The organism is Clostridium sp. UMB9555A (genome assembly GCF_030222355.1).
GTDB lineage: Bacteria > Bacillota > Clostridia > Clostridiales > Clostridiaceae > Sarcina > Sarcina perfringens.
The window spans coordinates 684,964-705,045 of sequence record NZ_JASORQ010000001.1 but is presented as its reverse complement, the minus strand read 5'-3'; the positions used below and the strand labels follow the sequence as shown (position 1 = coordinate 705,045).

At 27.5% G+C, this 20,082-nt stretch carries 14 protein-coding genes; 2 read left to right on the top strand and 12 right to left on the bottom strand.

Going from position 1 to position 20,082, the window contains the following annotated elements; all coding sequences use genetic code 11:
* Positions 1-145 precede the first annotated feature (145 nt).
* From bioD to QP548_RS03250, 6 genes are all read right to left on the bottom strand, one after another.
* A complete protein-coding gene (gene bioD / locus QP548_RS03275) occupies positions 146-832 on the bottom strand; it encodes a dethiobiotin synthase (RefSeq protein WP_061428637.1) in 687 nt (228 codons plus the stop codon).
* Positions 833-834: 2 nt separating this feature from the next.
* The gene (gene bioB, locus QP548_RS03270) at positions 835-1,794 is read right to left on the bottom strand and encodes a biotin synthase BioB (RefSeq protein ID WP_061428639.1); all 960 of its coding nucleotides are present in this window, start codon (positions 1,792-1,794) and stop codon (positions 835-837) included.
* A gap of 18 nt (positions 1,795-1,812) precedes the next feature.
* Complete coding sequence (locus QP548_RS03265; RefSeq protein WP_061428641.1) at positions 1,813-2,367, bottom strand: biotin transporter BioY; 555 nt, start codon at positions 2,365-2,367, stop codon at positions 1,813-1,815.
* 204 nt (positions 2,368-2,571) lie between these two features.
* Positions 2,572-3,663, bottom strand: a complete 1,092-nt coding sequence (locus QP548_RS03260) for a DUF1002 domain-containing protein (RefSeq protein WP_003456048.1) — start codon at positions 3,661-3,663, stop codon at positions 2,572-2,574.
* A 355-nt stretch (positions 3,664-4,018) separates the two neighbouring features.
* A complete protein-coding gene (locus tag QP548_RS03255) occupies positions 4,019-7,420 on the bottom strand; it encodes an AAA family ATPase (RefSeq protein WP_061428643.1) in 3,402 nt (1,133 codons plus the stop codon).
* Positions 7,421-7,521: 101 nt separating this feature from the next.
* On the bottom strand, positions 7,522-9,510 hold the full coding sequence (locus tag QP548_RS03250) for a molybdopterin-dependent oxidoreductase (RefSeq protein ID WP_061428645.1): 1,989 nt from the start codon (positions 9,508-9,510) through the stop codon (positions 7,522-7,524).
* Between the two features lie 429 nt (positions 9,511-9,939).
* On the opposite strand from QP548_RS03250, the gene QP548_RS03245 reads away from it, so the two are divergent.
* A complete protein-coding gene (locus QP548_RS03245; protein WP_061428647.1) occupies positions 9,940-11,034 on the top strand; it encodes a ribose-phosphate pyrophosphokinase in 1,095 nt (364 codons plus the stop codon).
* Positions 11,035-11,086: 52 nt separating this feature from the next.
* On the opposite strand, the gene QP548_RS03240 is transcribed toward QP548_RS03245, so the two are convergent.
* The 3 genes from QP548_RS03240 to pulA all read right to left on the bottom strand — a co-directional run bounded on the left by QP548_RS03240 (position 11,087) and on the right by pulA (position 15,757).
* The gene (locus tag QP548_RS03240) at positions 11,087-12,148 is read right to left on the bottom strand and encodes a PRK06851 family protein (RefSeq protein ID WP_061428649.1); all 1,062 of its coding nucleotides are present in this window, start codon (positions 12,146-12,148) and stop codon (positions 11,087-11,089) included.
* A gap of 210 nt (positions 12,149-12,358) precedes the next feature.
* Positions 12,359-13,348: a polysaccharide deacetylase family protein gene (locus QP548_RS03235; RefSeq protein WP_061428651.1), complete on the bottom strand. Its 990-nt coding sequence runs from the start codon at positions 13,346-13,348 to the stop codon at positions 12,359-12,361.
* Between the two features lie 441 nt (positions 13,349-13,789).
* On the bottom strand, positions 13,790-15,757 hold the full coding sequence (gene pulA / locus QP548_RS03230) for a type I pullulanase (RefSeq protein ID WP_061428653.1): 1,968 nt from the start codon (positions 15,755-15,757) through the stop codon (positions 13,790-13,792).
* A 175-nt stretch (positions 15,758-15,932) separates the two neighbouring features.
* On the opposite strand from pulA, the gene lepB reads away from it, so the two are divergent.
* Complete coding sequence (gene lepB, locus QP548_RS03225) at positions 15,933-16,469, top strand: signal peptidase I (protein WP_061428655.1); 537 nt, start codon at positions 15,933-15,935, stop codon at positions 16,467-16,469.
* Positions 16,470-16,526: 57 nt separating this feature from the next.
* Here lepB and QP548_RS03220 read toward each other — a convergent pair whose 3' ends face one another.
* The 3 genes from QP548_RS03220 to QP548_RS03210 form a co-directional block, all read right to left on the bottom strand.
* The gene (locus tag QP548_RS03220) at positions 16,527-17,369 is read right to left on the bottom strand and encodes a hypothetical protein (RefSeq protein WP_061428657.1); all 843 of its coding nucleotides are present in this window, start codon (positions 17,367-17,369) and stop codon (positions 16,527-16,529) included.
* A 108-nt stretch (positions 17,370-17,477) separates the two neighbouring features.
* On the bottom strand, positions 17,478-17,747 hold the full coding sequence (locus tag QP548_RS03215; RefSeq protein WP_003449692.1) for an ATP cone domain-containing protein: 270 nt from the start codon (positions 17,745-17,747) through the stop codon (positions 17,478-17,480).
* A gap of 194 nt (positions 17,748-17,941) precedes the next feature.
* Positions 17,942-19,957, bottom strand: a complete 2,016-nt coding sequence (locus tag QP548_RS03210; protein ID WP_061428659.1) for an LTA synthase family protein — start codon at positions 19,955-19,957, stop codon at positions 17,942-17,944.
* Positions 19,958-20,082 lie beyond the last annotated feature (125 nt).

Genomic DNA, 20,082 nt, shown 5'->3' with positions numbered 1-20,082 from the left:
TTAAATAAACCTTAAATCCAATTTTTAACGTTTTATTAATAAAAAAATAAGATAGCAAAACTATCTTATTCTCCTAAAAGATTTTCTATACATTTTTAGTTAATTAAAGCATAAATTTAATATATTCCTCTAAATTAAATCCTCTTTAAATTCCATAAAGCACCTCATTAAGTTCATTTAAATCATACTTTTCTATATCTTCTATCTTTGGCACAGTTGAAATATTATTTACTCCTGTTAGTTCTTTGATTATATTTTTATTATCTATGTGTATGATATCACTTTTATTAAATTCATTAAGTATTATTCCTCTTACTTTTAGTCCTAAGTTTCTTAAATAACTTACTGTTAAAACAGTGTGATTAATAGCACCTAACCCACTATTAGATACTAGTATTATTGGAAGGTTAAACTCTTTAATTACATCTTCTAGCATAAGCTTTTTCTCTGAAAAACTTATGGGACACACTATTCCTCCACTTCCTTCACAAAGAATAAAGTCATATTTATCTCTAACACTCTTATAATCTTTTTTTATCTTTTCCATACTTATAGAAACTTCTTCTACTTCACTTGCTAAATGAGGAGAATATGGATTTTCTAGTATGTAAGAAACCATATTTTCATAGGATTCCTTAAGTCCAGAAATCTCCATAACTTCTTCACAATCTAAAGGTATTAACCCCTTTTTGCCTTTTATAGCTCCACTTAAGACTGCCTTGTAATACCCTGCATTTATTCCCTCTTCTCTTAACTTTTTTAAAATTAGTCCACTAATAAAAGTTTTACCAATATCAGTATTAGTTCCTATTATATATACTCCCTTTTCCATAACTAAAAAATCCTCATCCCAATATTCTCTATTAATCTTTTATCGTCTTTTATCTTATTTCCACATGTAGTTAATAAATTTCCTGTTATAGTAGCATTTGCTCCTGCTTTAAAAGCATTTTCACCAAAGTTTTTAAGCAAATACCTCCCTCCTGCTAATCTTATTTTAGCTTCTGGATTTATAAATCTAAAAACAGCTATTGTCCTAAGAATTTCTTCTTCATTTAAAGGAGTCATATGCTGAAGCTTAGTTCCCTTAATAGCACTTAAAACATTTATTGGAATTGATTTTATTTCTAATTCTCTAAGGGTAATAGCTAAATCTATTCTATCTAAAATTGTTTCTCCAAGGCCAATTATTCCTCCTGAGCATACTTCTAAACCAGCTTCCTTAGCATTTTTTATAGTCTTTACTCTTTCCTCATAAGAATGAGTTTTGCATATTTTCTCATAGTAGTTTCTAGATGTCTCTAAATTATGATGATATCTTTTTACTCCAGCTTTCTTTAATTTTATTAAAGACTCTTTATTTATTATTCCATGAGAAGCACAAAGATTTATTTTAAAATCTTTATTTAAATTTGAATAATAAGTAATTACTCTCTCAAACTCCTCACCATAAAGTCCTCTTCCTGAAGTAACTATAGAAAATCTATGAACTCCTTCATCTTCATTTTCCTTAGCAACTTTTTTTATCTTTTCATAATCAAGAAGAGGATATTCATCTATATTAGTATTATAATACTTAGATTGGGCACAAAAAGCACAATCTTCTCCACACCTTCCACTTTTCCCATTAATTATTGAACATAAATCAACGCCTTCACCGTGAATCTCTTTTCTTATGTTGTTAGCTTCTTTAATTAACTCTTCTAGATTACTATTAAAAAGTCTTAAGCCTTCTTCTCTGGTTAGCTTTCTATTTTTTAAAGACTTATCCTTCATTTTTAAAACAAAATCCATAAAAACCAACTCCACACCTTAAATATAATCAAGTCTTTTTAACCTTGGACAAACCTTAGATCCTACTAATGAAATTATAAATGTCAATAATAAATCACTTGGTAAACACGCTATAGCTCCAATGCTCACTGCTGATAATAAGCTCATTGCATCCCCTAGATAAAAATTATAAATTACATACATATATGGAACTCCAAATAAATAGATTACTAAAAGTCCTAAAATTCCAGCTAAAAATAAATTTTTAATATTTATACTTTTTAGATTTTCTGTTATTTTTCCAATTATATAAGCTCCAAAAATAAAACCAATTAAATATCCAAAAGTAGGTTGAAATACATATGATGGTCCTCCTCCTTGAGTAAATACAGGAATTCCAAGGAGTCCTACTAATACATAGATTATTTGAGCTAAGGCTCCTCTTTTAGCACCAAGTAAAATTGCTCCTAAGGCACAAAAGAAATATTGAAGTGTAAAAGGCACTATTGGTATTGGTATTTTAATAAAAGCCCCAATAGCTGTAAGTGCTGCAAAAATAGGTATCAGTGTTAAATCTCTTGTTTTCATTTTCATAGTTAACTCTCCTTTAATCTTATAAATACTACTTTCAAAATAAATTTATCTTGATTATCAAAGTATATTCCATATAATAACCTTACAATTCATAATTGTCAACTGTTTTATAATTTTAGGTTTACAACAAACTTTCATTAGTTTACCCTAAACCCTATTTAAAAATAAAAAAAGAGAGTTAAATACTCTCTTTTTCAATACTAATTATTTTGTTTGATTTTGTCCTTGTTCATTTTCTTGATTTTGATTATTATCATTTGACTGAGTTTGTGGCTTATCTTGGATACTTTCTTCATTCTTTGATTCATCAGAATTATTTCCTGTTTTTATAACTATATTACCATTTTCATCGTAAGTTATTCCATCTTTAACTTTTTCACTAGCTGAGCTAAACATATTTACTAGAAAATCCTTAATATCAACTAAAACATTTTTTATACCATTTAATGCTTTTTCTAAAAGACCACTTTCTTCTAATTGTTTTCCTGTGTCTTTTAATATCTGTTGAAGCTTATCATTCATTTGATTTAAAGACTCTTTCATAGCACCATAGTTATAATCTAAATCATTTATTTTAGACATAAATTTTATTGTTTGTTCTTGTTGCCCTTGTGTTAAAAGTATATTATAGTTATTTGTAACATTGTTTACTATCTTACCTATTTCCTCATCATTTTTAGGTTTATCTTTAATTACATCAGTTTTAATATCATTTACTACTACAGCGGCTTCATCTTTTCCTAATGTTTGTCCATCTTTAGTTTTAGCATTACTTAAATTATTAGTTAAAGAAATTTCTTCTCTTGCAGCCTCTTTCTTTGGAAGAGATAACTCCTCTCCTGATGCATCTTCAAATCCTTTTAAAATACCAGCTAAGGCAGCTGTTCCTGTAACCTTAAACGGAGCATCAGCCTTTACATCAGCATTATTTACCCCTGAAGTAAGAAGGGCATTAGCAAGCATACTTCCTGTTACCTCTGTTAAATTGTTAGTAGTTACATTTATTCCACCTTTGTCCTTAACCACAACGTAAGAACTTGATATTGATTGACTGCTAGCAGGTATTGGTTTACTTGTATCTAAACCTAATTGTTCTCTTATATCTTGATTAGTTACATCTATTATTTTAACCTCATTAGCTTTTACTCCAAAAGCATCTAACATTTGTAATCTTTCTGACTTTGTTAAATTAGCTCCTAAAGTTACTACAGCCTCAGTTTTTTCACTTTGTGCAAATACTGGAGTAGCCATTCCAAACATGAATGTACTAACTATTGCTCCACAAAGAACTTTCATAATACTCTTTTTCTTTATCATACTCTATTTGTTGTAAGTAATAGCTAATATACTTTTAACTATTTTCCTATTACTAACAACCTCACCTCCTAAAATAATTATTATGAGAAACTTAAGCTTTAAAGTTAAAACTCTGCTTAATTAATCATCTGTTTTCAAATTATATCATGGCAAATATGAGTAAAAATTAAAATTTAATTACGTTAGTATATCTTAAGAAAAAAGTAATTTATATAAATAAAGCCCTAGCACAATATTAATTGTACTAGGACCTTAGCAATTTAGATAAATTTAATACTTTTTCAAATAGAATGTATAACTAACTTAGAAGTATTTAATTTATAAATTTAATTCTTTAAAAACTTCCATTTTGAGTTATATTTTTCTTTAAAAAGATTTCAGTACTCTTTAATATATCCTCTGATATAATTCTATTTATTGTATTTATATCAAAATCTTCATCACAAACTCTAATGCTTTGTACTCTTACTAAGCTATCTAAAAATTGCTTAATCATAAGACCATTTTTAAGAGCTAGCTCTCCCATTCTCTTTTGTATATCTCCAATAGCATTTTCTAAAGCAGTTTCAGCTTCTTCATCTAAAGTAAAACCTTTTTTAACTAAAGTGCTTGAAGCTATGTCATATAATTCTCTTTCATTGTAGTTTCCAAAGTCAACCCAAATAGGGAATCTATAATTTAATCCCTCATTAGTTAAAATAAGGTCTTTCATCTTACCTCTTATTCCACCAAGAACAATAACTATTCTATTGCTATTATTATCTATGAATTTTATAAGATCAGATACTATTTCATTGTATCTTTCTTCTCCAAAGAAAGTATTCCATTTGTCTATATATAATATTTTTCCAACATGTTTATTTAATATATCTTCAACTTTCATACCTGAATTAATCATTGCCATAAATTCATATTTATCTATTTGAACTATGTTTTTTGCCTTGATTATCCCCATACTATATAGCATTTCTGAATATATATTTAAAACTGTCTTTTTCCCTGTTCCACTTTCTCCAGTAAAGACCATATTCATATACTTATTTAAATCAACTTGAAAACCAAGTTTCTTTCTCTTTTCTCTGATTTTCATAAGTTTATATTGTCCTCTAAGAAAATCCTTAAGCTCTTCATTTCCAATTAAATTATTTAACTTTTTCTCTAAATCAAAGTGATTATCATATTTTATTGCATTCATAGCCTTTATATCCTTTGTGTTTATAAGGTTCATTTCATAAACACTTATATCACTTTCTGCAATTCTAATACTTTGATTTCTTATAAGTTGCTCAACATAGTTTCTTACCATTCTTCCATTTCCAGATTGAGCATCTGCATTTTCATATATCTCAACGAAATTCTTTTTAAGCTCTGAATATCCATTTTTAGAAAGTTTAAATCCCTTAGCTTCTACTAATTTTATTGCCATTTCTAAAAGTTCATTAGGATTGTAGTCTTCAAATTTAGTCCAAAGTGGGAATCTTGATCTTAATCCTATATTAACATCAAAGAAATTCTCCATTTCCTCTTCATATCCTGCTAAAATAACTATTACTTCTCTTGAATAGTCTTCTATTAATTTAAGAAGTGTCTCTATAGCTTCTCTACCTATGGAATCATTAGCTAAAGTATAAGCTTCATCAATAAATAAAACTCCACCTAATGCTTCTTTAAATTTTTCTTCAGTTTTCTTTGAAGTTTCTCCAGGAATATCTGAAACAAAACTTGATCTGTCTGTTTCAACTAATTGTCCAACCTTTAAAAGCCCCATGCTATTTAACATTTCAGCTACTAATCTTGCTATACTAGTCTTTCCTGTTCCAGGGTTACCTGCAAATATCATATTTAAATTTTGCTCTATTTTCGTATTTACTCCAACAGATTTTCTCTTTTCTTGAGCTACTATAAGCTTATATTGGCTTCTTAAAAATTCCTTAACCTCTTCAAGCCCTATTATTTCTTTTAACTTTTCTTCTAAATCAAATTTTGCACTTACCTTAAAGTTAAAATTATCTTTTTCTAGAAGATCAATAGCTCTCTCCTTATTCACTAAATACTTCTTAGATGCATCCATTATTGCGTTTTCTACAATATTTCTAACAAATCTGGCATTTCCTAAATCACTTTTCCCAACCATTTGGTTTTTAGTAAATAATTCAATAAGTCCAGCCTTTGCACTTTTAGCTATTCTATATCCTTTTGACTTAGCAATATTAACTGCTATTTCATACATCTCTGAAGGATTATAGTCTTCAAACTTAATTACATTTGGAAATCTAGATTTTAATCCTTGGTTGAAACTTAGGAAAGTTTCCATATCCTTCTCATACCCTGCTAAAATAACAGTTATGTTGTCTCTGTTATCTTCTATTCCTTTTAATAAAGCATCTACTATTTCACGGCCTGCCTTATCATTTTCATCTGTACATAAAGAATAAGCCTCATCTATAAATAATACTCCACCTAAAGCTGATTCTATTATTTCATTAGTTCTTCTTGCTGTATTACTAATTCCTTCTCCTATAAAATCTGCTTTACTAACCTCTTTAAATATATTTTCTTTTATCATGCCTAAGGCGTATAAATACTCAAAGGTTATTCTTGCTGCATTGGTTTTACCAGTACCAGCATTTCCAGCAAATATCATATTTAATGAGATTTGTGTAGTCTTTAATCCAAGTTTTTCTCTTATTTTTTGAACCTTAAAGTTATTTTCAATCTTATCTATAAACTCCTTAAGCTCTTTCATACCAATTATAGATTCTAATTTATATCTAACTTCTTCTAAGGTTGGATTACTATACTTACTTAAATCATAAACTTCATCATTTGATTTACAATAGATTTCATCATCTTCTACATATATAAGTAATCTACTATTTGCTTCAATAGCTTCTTTTCTGATTATATTGATTATAGGCTTACAAATCTTATATGATATGTATTGATCTAAGCTTAAACTTCCTTTTTCCCTAAAGTTATCTTCTATATAAGTACAAACCCCTGCTCTTTCTTCTATATCTGGGTTTTCATCTACTCCTATTATTATGTCAATATCAAAAAGCTCCTTAACCTTATTTATTTCTTTTAATAATTTTTTCTTTATTACTTTATTTTTGTCCTTTTCGCTTAAGGCTTTTCTATATAAGGTCTTGTCTTTATTTATTAGGAATTCATTATCTATTATTTCAAGTTCCTCACCCTTATCCTTGTTATAAAGGAATATGAAGAATTTATTATTACAAATAATTTTATTTACAATATCCTCATCAATTTCTTCAGCTTCAACTAAAAATTTATTTTTTATTACATAATTATCTTTTAGCATTATACAAGAATTAGGGCTTATTCCTGAAAGAACATTTAATATATCTTCACTACCTTTATCTGTATTTTTAAATACTAAACATTGAGAGTCATTATTTAATTTTTCATATAAATCTGTTAAAAAGGCATTGTATCCTAAATTAAACTTATATGCAGCTAAATCAATCTCATCAATTTTACTATTTTTAACAAACTTATAATGATTAAGTTTTTCAAAAAAGTATTTTAGTACACTATTTTTAAATATGTCTCTTTCTTCTACTATAAGCAATATCCCTTTGCTATCTTCCTCTATTTTTTCTTTGAAGTAATCACATAGCTCCTTATTGAAAGTTTTTTGTCCTATAAATTCTTCATTTAGCTTTTTTTCTATTTTAAAAAATCCATTTTCTATAATCTCTTTATTCACCATATCTTTTCGCTCCACAAAGAATATTTTATGAAGCATCCTCCTTTTTTCTTTAATGTTTATTCCCTTTTAAAATACAACCTTTCTCTTTTGATTTTTATTTATCATATATTTTCAATCTCTATAAAGGTTTCATTGTATGTTATTTGTCCACCCATATCAGAGATTCCTGATTCAGTTAAAAAGTTTGGATTTCCATGTTTCTTCCACCAACCAACATACATTAAAGCCACATAATCTTGAACCCCATTATCCAAGGAACAAATTGCTGTAATCTCTCCAGTCCTTGATTTTAATTTAACTTCTTCTCCGCAAATTAAGGAAAACTTTTTTATCATCTTCTCATTTAAATATACTTTTGCCTTTTCATCTACATCTATATAATGCTGACTTGATAATGAATCTTTAGAATGATTAGTAAGCAATCTAAAACAGTTTTCTTTTATTCTAGGACTTAAGTATGTTGGTGTTAAGCTTCCGCAATCTTTTAAAGCCCTTTTAGAAGCAAGTTCAAATTTGCCAGAAGGTGTTTTAAACTTTTTATTTTCCCAAGCTACATCATCATAAACTGTAAAAGGATTATTTTTTAAATAATCTAAGGTTATATCTTTATTATATCTCATTAAAGGTTCAATAACCTTACTTAAATATTCTTTTTTAGATAGGATTGGATATCCTTTTAAGTTCATTCTTTTAGCTAACTCTCTAAAAAAGTAGTATTCATCCATAAGTTTTTCTCTAGGTTCTATTATCTTTTCATTATATATTAAATATGGATTAGTCATTGAACTAAAAACCATATCTTCACTTTCTAAAGTATTGGTACAAGGAATGAATAAATCACACTTTAAAGCAGTATCTGTCATAAACATGTCGAAACAAACTTTAAACTCTACTTTATCTAAAGTACTATTTAATCTACTTAAGTTTGGAAGTTGATTCATGAGATTGCTATTAGCTATTACCATGATTTTTATAGGTGCATTAGAATCTTCTGTACTTAAAGAATATTTTTTAGGTTCTTCTATGAACTCATTTATATTAGAAACATAAAATTCTCTATTTTCTCCAACTTCTCCACTTTTAAAGGGATCTAAATCTAAAATTCTACTTAATACCTTATTGGCGTAATTTACTCCACCACCTTTAACTCCAATTTGACCAGTTAAAGCACCTAAGGCATCAATAGCTCTTATGGTATTTCCACCATTTTTATATTTTTGCATTCCATATCCCAAATATATGCTAGAATTTTTCTCACAATAGTATTTAGTTAGCTTTTCTATATCCTTTATTTCTATTCCACATTCATAACTTAAATAATCCAAATCAAAATTCTCTAAATGATCTTTATATTCTTGGAATCCTAAAACATATTTATTTATAAAATCATCATCTTGAAGACCTTTAGAAATTATTATTTTTGCCATGGCCATAGCTAAAGCTCCATCTGTCCCTGGTTTAATTTTCACATGAATATCCCCAAGCTTTGCACTTTGAGTATTTATTGGATCTATAACTATTATTCTGCTCCCGTTTTTCTTTGCCTTATTTAAAATTGCCATAGTATGTATTGTTGTATTTGCAGGATTTTTACCCCATAAAAATATGTTTTTACTATTTATCATATCCTCTAAAGAATTTGATACAGAATCTCCAAAATCATATTTTTGCGCTCTCATTCCAGCACTCCAGCAAGGACCTCCTGTGGCTTTACTTACGCCCCCATAAAAATTAAAGAATATATCCTCTATTCCCTTTAATATGCCTCCACTTCCATATTGGCTATAATATAATATTGACTTAGAAGAATACTTCTCTTTTGTAGATTCAAGTTTCTCTTTCATTATTTCTAAGGCATCTTCAAAGGAAATCTCTTCCCATACTCCATTATTCTTTAAAAGAGGAGTGTATATTCTATCTTTATGATTTAATCTTTTTAAGTGAGCTATTCCCTTTTTACATATTAGCCCCCTTGTAAATGGATGATTTTTGTCACCTTCTATTTTTAGAATTTTACTTTCTTCTTTATAAACATTAAATTTACAACAATCAAAGCAATCCAATGTACATCCGTGACTTAATACTTCCATAATAACTCCCCCTTATCTTTTATTAATTTCATACATCTTTAAACGACGTACATAATAAAATTCCTCTATGTCTAATTTAGTCTAATTTTATATGAATGTTCCTTCATTAACAACTATAAAATCAAAAATTACTATTAAAAAATAAAAACAATTAAAAGCATACTATAACCTTTTTGCTTCCTATTTAATTGAATTTAACTATAAAAAAATAGATTTTTTATGAAGTAAATTTAGAATAATATTCATATTTTCTAAAAAATCTAAATTATCTGACAACAAATTTTCAAGTTTTTTATTAAATTTAGTCAAAATTTATGATAAATTTCTATTTTTAAAAGTAAATTATTCGTATATAATATAAATGACGATATCTTTAGTATTTACGATTGTAAAATATTTTAAATAAGCATTAAAAAAGGAGATAGACGAATGAACGAACAAAATCATGGATTAGGAATTATAGCTTTAGAAAGTTGTACAGAACTTGGTAATGCTATAGACAAGCTTATACAAGAGAAAAGAAATTGTGAGGAATCTTTTTTAATAAAAACTGATGAGATAAGATTCTCTAATGGTGAAGGAAAGGTTAAAATACCTGAATCTGTAAGAGGAAGAGATATATACATTCTTTGTGATATAGGTAACTATAGTTGTACATATAAAATGTTTGGTTTTGAAAATCATAAAGGACCAGATGAACATTTCCAAGATATAAAAAGAACTGTTTCTGCTATAAGAGGAAAGGCTAGAAGAATAACTGTAATAATGCCTCTTTTATATGAATCAAGACAACATAGACGTAAAGGAAGAGAATCTCTAGATTGTGCTTTAGCACTTCAAGAACTAGAAAGATTAGGCGTTGATGAAGTTTTAACTTTTGACGTTCACGATCCTAACGTTCAAAATGCTATCCCATTAATGTCCTTTGAAAACTTCTACCCAACTTATGATATAGTTAAATCTTTAATTCACAATGAAAAAGATTTAGAGCTTGATAAGGAAAAATTACTTGTAATAAGTCCTGATACTGGTGCCATGGATAGGGCAATCTACTATTCAAGCGTACTAGGTGTTGATGTTGGTTTATTCTACAAAAGAAGAGACCATTCACGTATAGTTAATGGTAAAAACCCAATAGTTAAACATGAATATATGGGAAGAGACGTTGCTGGAAAAGATGTTTTAATCGTTGATGATATGATAGCTTCTGGAGAATCTGTACTTGATATTGCTAAGGAACTTAAAGGAAGAAATGCTAGAAATGTATATGTTGCTACTACTTTCTCATTCTTTACTGAAGGTTTAGAAAAATTCAATAAATTCTTCAATGATGGAATAATTAAGAGTGTTTACTCAACAAACTTAACTTATATTCCTGATGAATTAAAGGCTGCTCCTTGGTTTAAAGCTGTTGATTTATCTGACTTTATCTCAAGAATAATAAACAGATTAAACTATGATAAATCTGTAGCCTCATATATGGACGCTACTAACATAATCCAAAGATTATTAGACGAAAAATAATATGCTTAATTTTTTAAAAGTGCTCTGCTTTTTTGCAGAGCACTTTTTTAGTCTATTCAAATAAAAATTCTAAAACACCTTTTGCTTCCTTATGATTAAATGCATTATTATAAATATCATCTAGCTTATTTTTTATTTCCTCTCCTTTTGCTAAAAAAGCTGTTCCTTTTGCTACTTGATTTTTGTAACTTAAAGCAATCTTTTTAATCTCTTCATTGTGAATTTTATCAACATCTCCATCAATATATGTTGTATAAACATCTATTATTTCATCATCTTCCCTACTTGGGAAATATTCATGAGGAGCTGTACTATCAAAAATTGCAAAATTTAGTTCTCTACTTATAATCATATCCTTACTATCTGGATCAAATCCACAATTATAAACTTCCACATCATAACCTAATTCTATTACTTCATTAGCTATTTTCTTTAGCATAGTTGACTTTCCAGTTCCAGCTCTTCCTTTTAAAAAGTATCTTTTTACCCCTTCAGTTATACTAGGAACAGAATCCTTAGAACCACTTGGTGTTGCTCCACCTAAATATCTTTCAACACACTTGCCCTTTGACTCTTTTTTAACTGCTCCCCCTGTTAGTAAGGAAATAACACGCTCAGTAAATTTATTTGCCTTTTCAATATTTAAATAAGGGAAATAAATGTCTTCCCAATAATCATGTATCTTCAAAGCCTTTTCGTATTCTTTATGAGTATTTTCCATACACTCCTTAAATTGTTCCTTTAAAGCTTTTATAGTCTCTTCATTTTTCTCTATTTCATCTTTATCTAAAAATATATCTAAATCTATAACTTCAATATTATCACCAACTAAATTCATAAATCCATGAAGAGGTGTTCCATTTATTACTGCAATTTCTTTTTCTCTTAGTATTACCCCTTCCATTTCATTATTGTCTATAGTACTCACGATTCCCTCTAAACTTAAGGTATCACTATATTCATCTATAAGTTCCTTTATAATGGCAGTTTTAAATATATTGCTACCTCCATTTAGTGAATAAATTTTCTTGACTCCTTGAAATATAGAATTATAAAGTGGTCTAAATCCTTTTGCTGTGTTTCCTGCTCCATAATAATAAACTACATTTTTCATTTTCTTCTCCTTAATATCAATATATAGCTCTTAACTTATTATATTTTTAAATTTGTAAATAAGTTACAGCAAAGAAGAGAGCTGATCTTATTTTTATAAAATCAACTCTCTTCTTTATATTAAATAATGTTCCCTTAAATCCTTCTTCTATGTTTAATTAAGTATTAATATTTAAAAATTTAATGTATGTTTATTAATAATAATTTATCTTTACTTTGTTTTATTATCAGTATTTTGTGAACTATTAGTTGCATCTGAAGAATTATTTTCACCTACAGGTGTATTTTTTATTACTTTAAATGCATATCCATGTTCTTTATAGAATTTAATTATTGCAGGTAATGCTTGTACAGTTTCTTTTTTAGCCGCTGCATCATGCATTAATAAAATTACATGATTTAAATTATTAATGTTTTTAGCTGAGTTTTGAACATATTGCTCTACTGTATAATGTCTTCCAGTTGCATCTCCTGTTTCTGCATCCCAATCTATACTAACTATATTATCCTTTGCAAAAGCCTCATCTAAAGCTTTTAAGTTAGGATCTCTGTAATACCTTCTAGACATATATCCACCTGGCATTCTAATTACTCTAGCATTAAAGTTTTTTCCTAATACGCTTTTCATTATTTCATTAGTTTCATTTAATTCGCTCATAAACTTATTTACATCAACTGAATTTCCTGGATACAATGTTTTATAATTATGTGAAAAACTATGACCAGCTACTGCGTTTCCTTGATCAATTTCTTGTTTTAATAACTCTTGATTTTCTTTATTATCCTTTAAGGCAGATCCTATATCAAAAAATGTAGCATGTACATCTTCTTCCTTTAAAATCTTTAATATTTCCCTTGTATTTTCACTTGGACCATCATCAAAAGTTAAAAATATTTCTTTGTCAGTATTTGTAGATTTTCCTTGAAGCATTTTTTCAACTTCATCTGCGCTAACTGCATAAGAATCTGCAGCATAAATTATATTACCATTTGGCATTATATCCGTTGGCTTTGGTTTTTCCTCTTCTTTTTTAGTTTCCTCTTCCTTAGCTGATGCTAAAGCCTCTTTATTAGCTTTATTGCTAACTAGTGATTTAATTCCAAAACCTACTCCTGCAATTACTACAATCCCTGCTACAGCAACGGCTATTCTTCTTTTTAAATACTTATTAGGTTTTCCATTTCTTACTTTGTTACTCACAAAATTCATCTCCATGTCTATATAAATTAAATTATTAACCTCTCATTATCTATAATAAAACTTTATAAAAATATTTTTGTTACAAATTGTTTAAATTTAATTCATATTAAATTAAATAAGAAAAATAGAGCTATATGAAAATTTCATAATTAGCTCTATTTTAAACAAGTATCTGTATCAAAATATAATACAGATTACAAACATATTCCGATAATTACTAGATTTTAAGTGAAAGCCCAAATTTTTAATTTGGATTCTTGAACTTATGCAATCGAACTTTGTGAGATTGTATTCCTAAGAAATTAACAGTCTCAGCTTCTTAACGTGATATCTTCTACGTAATAATTTAAATTCTAAAGTTCATCTAGATATTCTCTTCATACTGTTTATAAGCTATATTAAAAGTTATTTTATTGCAACCTATAAACTTTATAATTCTATTTAATCACTTAATTTTTTAATAACACATGCTGACTTTCTTATTATATCATAAAAATCTCTAGATTCCTCCCTTATTTCTTTTCCTGAAAACTTATTATTCACCATAACTCCCCAAAGACCCTTAGGAAGATTTATTTTAACCTCATTATTATTACTATTAAAAACTACTATGAATTCATTATTATGATCTTTTAATCTATAAGCAACTATACCCTTTTTCTTTATTCCTAACTCACTCTCTATAAATGAAATTTTTTCTCTTATTTCTTTGTTACTTTCTAATCTAAATAAAGGATATTCCTTTCTTAATTCGATTAATCCCTTATAGTATTTAAACAAATCCATATACTTTACTTTTCTAGTCCAGTCAATCTTATTTACAAAATCATTAGAATTATAACTATTTTCAATAAATTCTCCTTTTTCATTAGTCTTAGTTCTTAAAAGCTCCTCTCCTGAATGAATAAATGGTATTCCTTGAGATGTTAAGAAAATAGCAGCACTTAACTTATTCATTTCTATTATCTCTTCTTCAGAAGCATTTTCACATACAATTTTAAGTTTATCATGTAATGTATTATTATCATGGGCAGAGCAATAATTTACTGTCTGATAAGGCTCATTTGCCCAAGGAGAATCTGAATAATTTACTTTATTATAATCCACACCCTCATGATAAGTAGAAGCTACTATTCCAAACTTTATACTCTCTTCAAAGTCTTTCCCTCCATTTACAAAACCACCTTCTTTAAGATGTGCTACATGTCCTTTTATTCCATCTCTCATATCATCACTGAAAGCTGCTATTTGTAATTTATCAAACTTACCTATATTACATTTAAAACAAGCTTCTTCTCTAGGCAGTGGAGACTCTCCTCCATTCCACCCTTCTCCATATATTAATATTGAAGGATCTATTTTATTTAATTCTTCTCTTATTTCCTTTAAGGTTTCAATGTCATGTAATGCCATTAAATCAAATCTAAATCCATCTATGTGATATTCTTTTGCCCAATATTTTAATGAATCAACCATATATTTTCTTACCATAAGTCTTTCTGATGCTAATTCATTACCACATCCAGAACCATTAGAAAAATTCCCAAAGTCATCTTGTCTATGGTAATATCCTGGGTAAGATAAATTTAAATTAGAGTTTTCTCCTGAATAAGTGTGATTATACACAACATCCATAACAACTCTTATTCCTTCTCTATGAAGTTTAAGTACCATTTCCTTGAATTCTTTAATCCTCACGTCCCCTTTATATGGATTTTTAGAATATGATCCTTCTGGTACATTATAATTTACAGGATCATATCCCCAATTATACTGCTCTTCATGTAATCTCTCCTCATCAATTGTTCCAAAATCAAAAGAAGGTAAAAGATGTACATGGGTTATTCCTAACTCCTTTAAATGATCTAAAGTTGTTTTTACTTCTGTACCAGGAACTTTTGTATTTTCCTCAACTATTCCTAAAAACTTTCCTCTATTTTCTAAAGAAACCCCTGAACTCTTATCAATTGAAAAATCTCTTACATGCATCTCATATAAAATTGAATCTAAGGGATTTTCAATTGATGGTTTCTTTTCATTTTCCCATCCCTTAGGATTAGTTTCCTTCAAATCAATAACCATAGCCCTATACCCATTAACTCCTAAAGCTTTGCCATAAGGATCAACAAAATCATGCTCAAAATCTTCTCCTACAATATGGTACTTATAATAAACTCCATTTAAATCTCCCTTTTTTACTATTTCCCAAAGTCCATTACTTTTTTTATGAAGCAAATCTCTTTCTATTAAACTCTCTGTATTCCCATCTCTGTAAAGTAATAATTCTAAACTCTTAGCTTCTGGTGACCATACCCTAAAAATAGTCTCCTCTTTATTATAAATAGCTCCAAGTTCTCCATCATAATAATACTTATCATTAAACTCTTTAGAATTAAAATTTCTTCTCATAAAATCCTCTCCCCCATTTCGGTAACGTTTCCAATTAACTGTATATAAATTACAACTAACTTAATTATATTAAAGTAGTAATTAAATTTCAACTTAAAGTTAATTATTAGTTCTTATTTGAATCCATAAAAAATAATCTAATAATATATTCTTAATATACATGAGGTAATAATTCATGAAATGCTTTAATTATATTTTAGATCTACCTGATAGCTTTTTTAAGATTATAATAACTCTATTAATATCCTTAATTCTAATTTTAGGTTTCTTCTTAAACAATATATTCATAGCTGTTGTTGATGGCTCTTCAATGGAAGATACTATTCATCACGGTGATGTATTAATTATAAATAAAAAATCCTATTCCACTTCTTCTCCTAAAAGGTATGATATAGTAAATATTTATGCCCCTTGTAAATATGATAATTTTCTAGTTAAAAGAATCATAGGTCTTCCTGGTGATATAATTGAAATAAATGATTCTGAAGTATATGTAAATGGTGATAAAATTTATGAATCATATATAAAAGAAGAAATGAATCTTCCTTATTATTTAAAATTAAAGATACCTAAAGATAAATTCTTTGTTATGGGTGATAATAGGAATATAAGTTTGGATTCTAGGTATTTCGGACTAGTACAAGGTACTGATATTCAAGGCAAGGCAATATTTAAATATTGCTGTAAGAATCATAAATTTAAATTATTTTAATTTAAATTAAACAAACTAGAGAGAATAAAAATATCACTCTAGTTTGTCATAAAATTTTTAATTCAATTCTTTGTTAATCCCCTCTTTTACCTCTTTAACTTTCCATGATTCTTTATCTACTAAATACTGACATATAAATGCAGGCTCTGGCTTTCCTTCTGGATAATAGTATTTATTTACTATAAAACCGTAACTTCCATCACCTAAGTCATATATTTCATCAGATTTTAACTCTAAATATTGATCTTTTTTTACTACACCAAGATTCTTTACTGTTTCTAAAGCTTTATTTGCTAATTCTTTATTATTTTTTTCAGTGGAATCAGTTTTTTCTTCTTTATTATCTTCTTTACCAAGTTCCCCTTTATCAAGCTTTTCATCTAAATTTTTTAATTTAGAATTTCCACTTTCAATTAGTTCCTTAACATTTTCTCCTAAATAAGAAATATTTTTAAGAGATTTATTTAACAAGTCCCTTGCTTCTGATATCTTACCTTCACTCTCTAAATCATTAACCTTCTCCATACTTGAGTAAAAGTCATCTAGTACACTCTTATCTTTACTTATTTCTTCTTTTAAACTAGTAATATCTTCTTTCATTAATTCTTTATTTTTATTTTCTTCTACTTTCTTTAAACTATCTAAAGCCACATCTAACTTAAATTCATTATATGCTTTAGTAGATATTACATAATTATATGTTAAATCGTATAAGCTTTCAGCTTCTTCTTTATCCTTTGAATCCTCTTCACTGGCCGCTTTAAAAATTGCTGTAGCTTCTTCATAATTTCCTTGTTTTATGGCAGCTTTACCTTGTTCTACTAAACTTTTATTTCCACACCCAACAAAAAAACTTAAACTAAATACTAAACCTACAGCTACAACTATTTTTTTTATCATATTTTCACTTCTCTCCCCTATTTACCATTAATAAAATATACTCTTTACAAAGAAAGGGCGTGTATCAAAATAAGTTTTATTTGTTATAGTTGATACAGCCCCTTTTAATTATTTTCTATATTTTACATACGCTCTTAAAACATCACTAAACTTTTCATTTTTTAATGTATCAATTACAACACCAATAACTTCATAACTTGAAGTTTCTCCATTATCTTTTCTTATTGATTTTAGTGTTTCCTCAACGTCTTTTGCAATTATATTTATATCTGATTTATTAAGTGTGAAATTTAAATCACTTGCTGCATTAGATAAGCTTGTTGATAATTTTTCAATTTTAAATTCTTCAATTCTTCCATCTTTTTTTATTATGTTCATAAATATCCTCCCGTTAAATTAGTATAATTTAGTAATTCTCAAATTAAGTATAACATTTACATTTTATTCTTGAAAGATAAATTTATACTAAGAGCTAATAAATAAAAGGCCATTCTTAAATTTTTAAAATCATATGTTATTAATTAAATTAAAAGCATATGATTTTTGAATAGCCTTTTATATGAATTAACCTACTATTTTGTTTCTAGTAAATTGCTAGTACTTAGTATTTTGTCATACTTTCCTATTTGACCAACTGAAATATTTTTAATATTTGAGGGAATTTCAGTGGTTGTTAATGTATTTTCATCTATAAAATTAGTTTCTTTAATTTTTCCATTTATAATAATTTTGCTCTTATAATTAAAATTATTACCAGTTACAGTTAATATATCATTTCTTATATCATAATTATTTAGAGTTATTTCCTTTAAGCCCATTTTCATGTTGGTTTTTTCATACTTATTTTTATTTTCATTTAAAATATATTTATTTCCAAATAGCATATCATATTGAAGAAGTTCAAACTCTTCTTTATAATTCTCATCATCCTTACATGCATTATGAAAAGTAGGCATAACGCCTGCCACCATATTAAGCTTTTCTAATATATATGTTGTCAACTCCTCTGCTTCCATATTTATATTTTCCTTTGGTAAGCCAATATTATCCCATATAAAAAAGTCAGCTAAATATTTATTTCCATCTTTTAATACACTCTCATCATCATTTATTATCTTTAATGAAGGTAAATGATCTCCAAACATAGCAATTACTGTAGGCTCTCCTGAGGATTCTACATAATCCACAAGCTCTTTTATGTATTCATCAACACCTCTTAATTTATCTATGTAACATTGAAGTTCATTTTTTTCTTCTTGATCTAAATTTCCATCCACTGTATAATTTTCAAAATCTGAAGAAGAATATCCTCCATGACTTTCTACAGTTACATTATAAATAAACTGAGGCTTTTCATTATTAGCTATTATATCTTCTATAGGCTCTATATTTAAAACATCCTCTGGATATTGCCAAGTGGCATTATTAGGTTTGTCCATATATTCCATAGATATATATTTATCAAATCCTAAGTTAGGATATACTGTGTCTCTATTATAAAAATTCCCTTCATAATTATGTATAACATTTGTTCCATAACCATAATCATGTAATATATAAGCTAAACTTTCAACTGGTTGTTTTTTAAGTATATTATTATTAGGTATTTCACCTACTGGTAAGTAATCAGTGCTTAATCCAGTTAATACTTCAAATTCACTTCTAACAGTTCCCCCTCCATAAGTAGGAACCTTTAAAAACCCATTTGTCGATTCACTAGCTATTTTTCTAAAGGTTGGTATAGGGTCCTCTGTAAAAGTTAATCCATTTATTCTCCCTAAATCCATAAATGATTCTAATTGAACAATTATTATATTAGGAAATTCTGCTGGCATAGCAGATGCCATTTTAGTATCATTACTAGCTAATTGTGCCTCTTCAATTATATCATTCTTTATTTTCTCAATAGATACCTTATTATAATCACTTGGCTCTTTAACTTTAAATCCTGCTGCAGTATCTAAAAATGAGTACATAAACCCATTTCTCTCATAGGAAACTGGCAAATCCCATCTATATACTTCTATACTCCCTTTTGCATTTCCATAAAAAGCTCCTACAGCCAAAATAGATAATGGTAGAATTATAACCCCATAGGGGTTAATAACTTTATTTCTACTTTTATATCTTTCACTAAACCATAACAATACTAATATTGCAATTATAATTACTAAGGCTATAACAGCATATTTTAAAATGTTTAAGTTTAAATAATTTCCTGCTATAGCTAAACCTTCTTTAAAAGAAAACATATCTGCCCATATAAGTGGTGTTCCTCTAAAACCTAGTATTACTCCGCTCGCCATATAAAATCCCATAAGAATAGTGCTTATTATTCCATAAACCATTCTAGTCTTCTTAAAGAAAAAAGCTATTGAAGTAATCATCAAAAATATTAAATAATTTAATATAAATACTGTTGTTTGATTATCTAAAAAATTCTTTCCATTTTCAATAGATCCTCTATGAAATGACTCCCCTAAAAATACTAATAGAAAAGATAGAGTAATCCAAATAAATACGTTAATCCCCAAATTCTTCAAAGTTTTTTTATTTCCTAAAACCTCTTTAAAGTACTTTTTGTTCATCTTATGCCTCCCTTAGAACGAATGTAACAAAATAAGACTTAATTAAGAATTAAATTTATAAATCTATATTGACTATTCTAACTTATTTAAGAATTTTATGCTATTTTAATTTTGTTAATAATCAT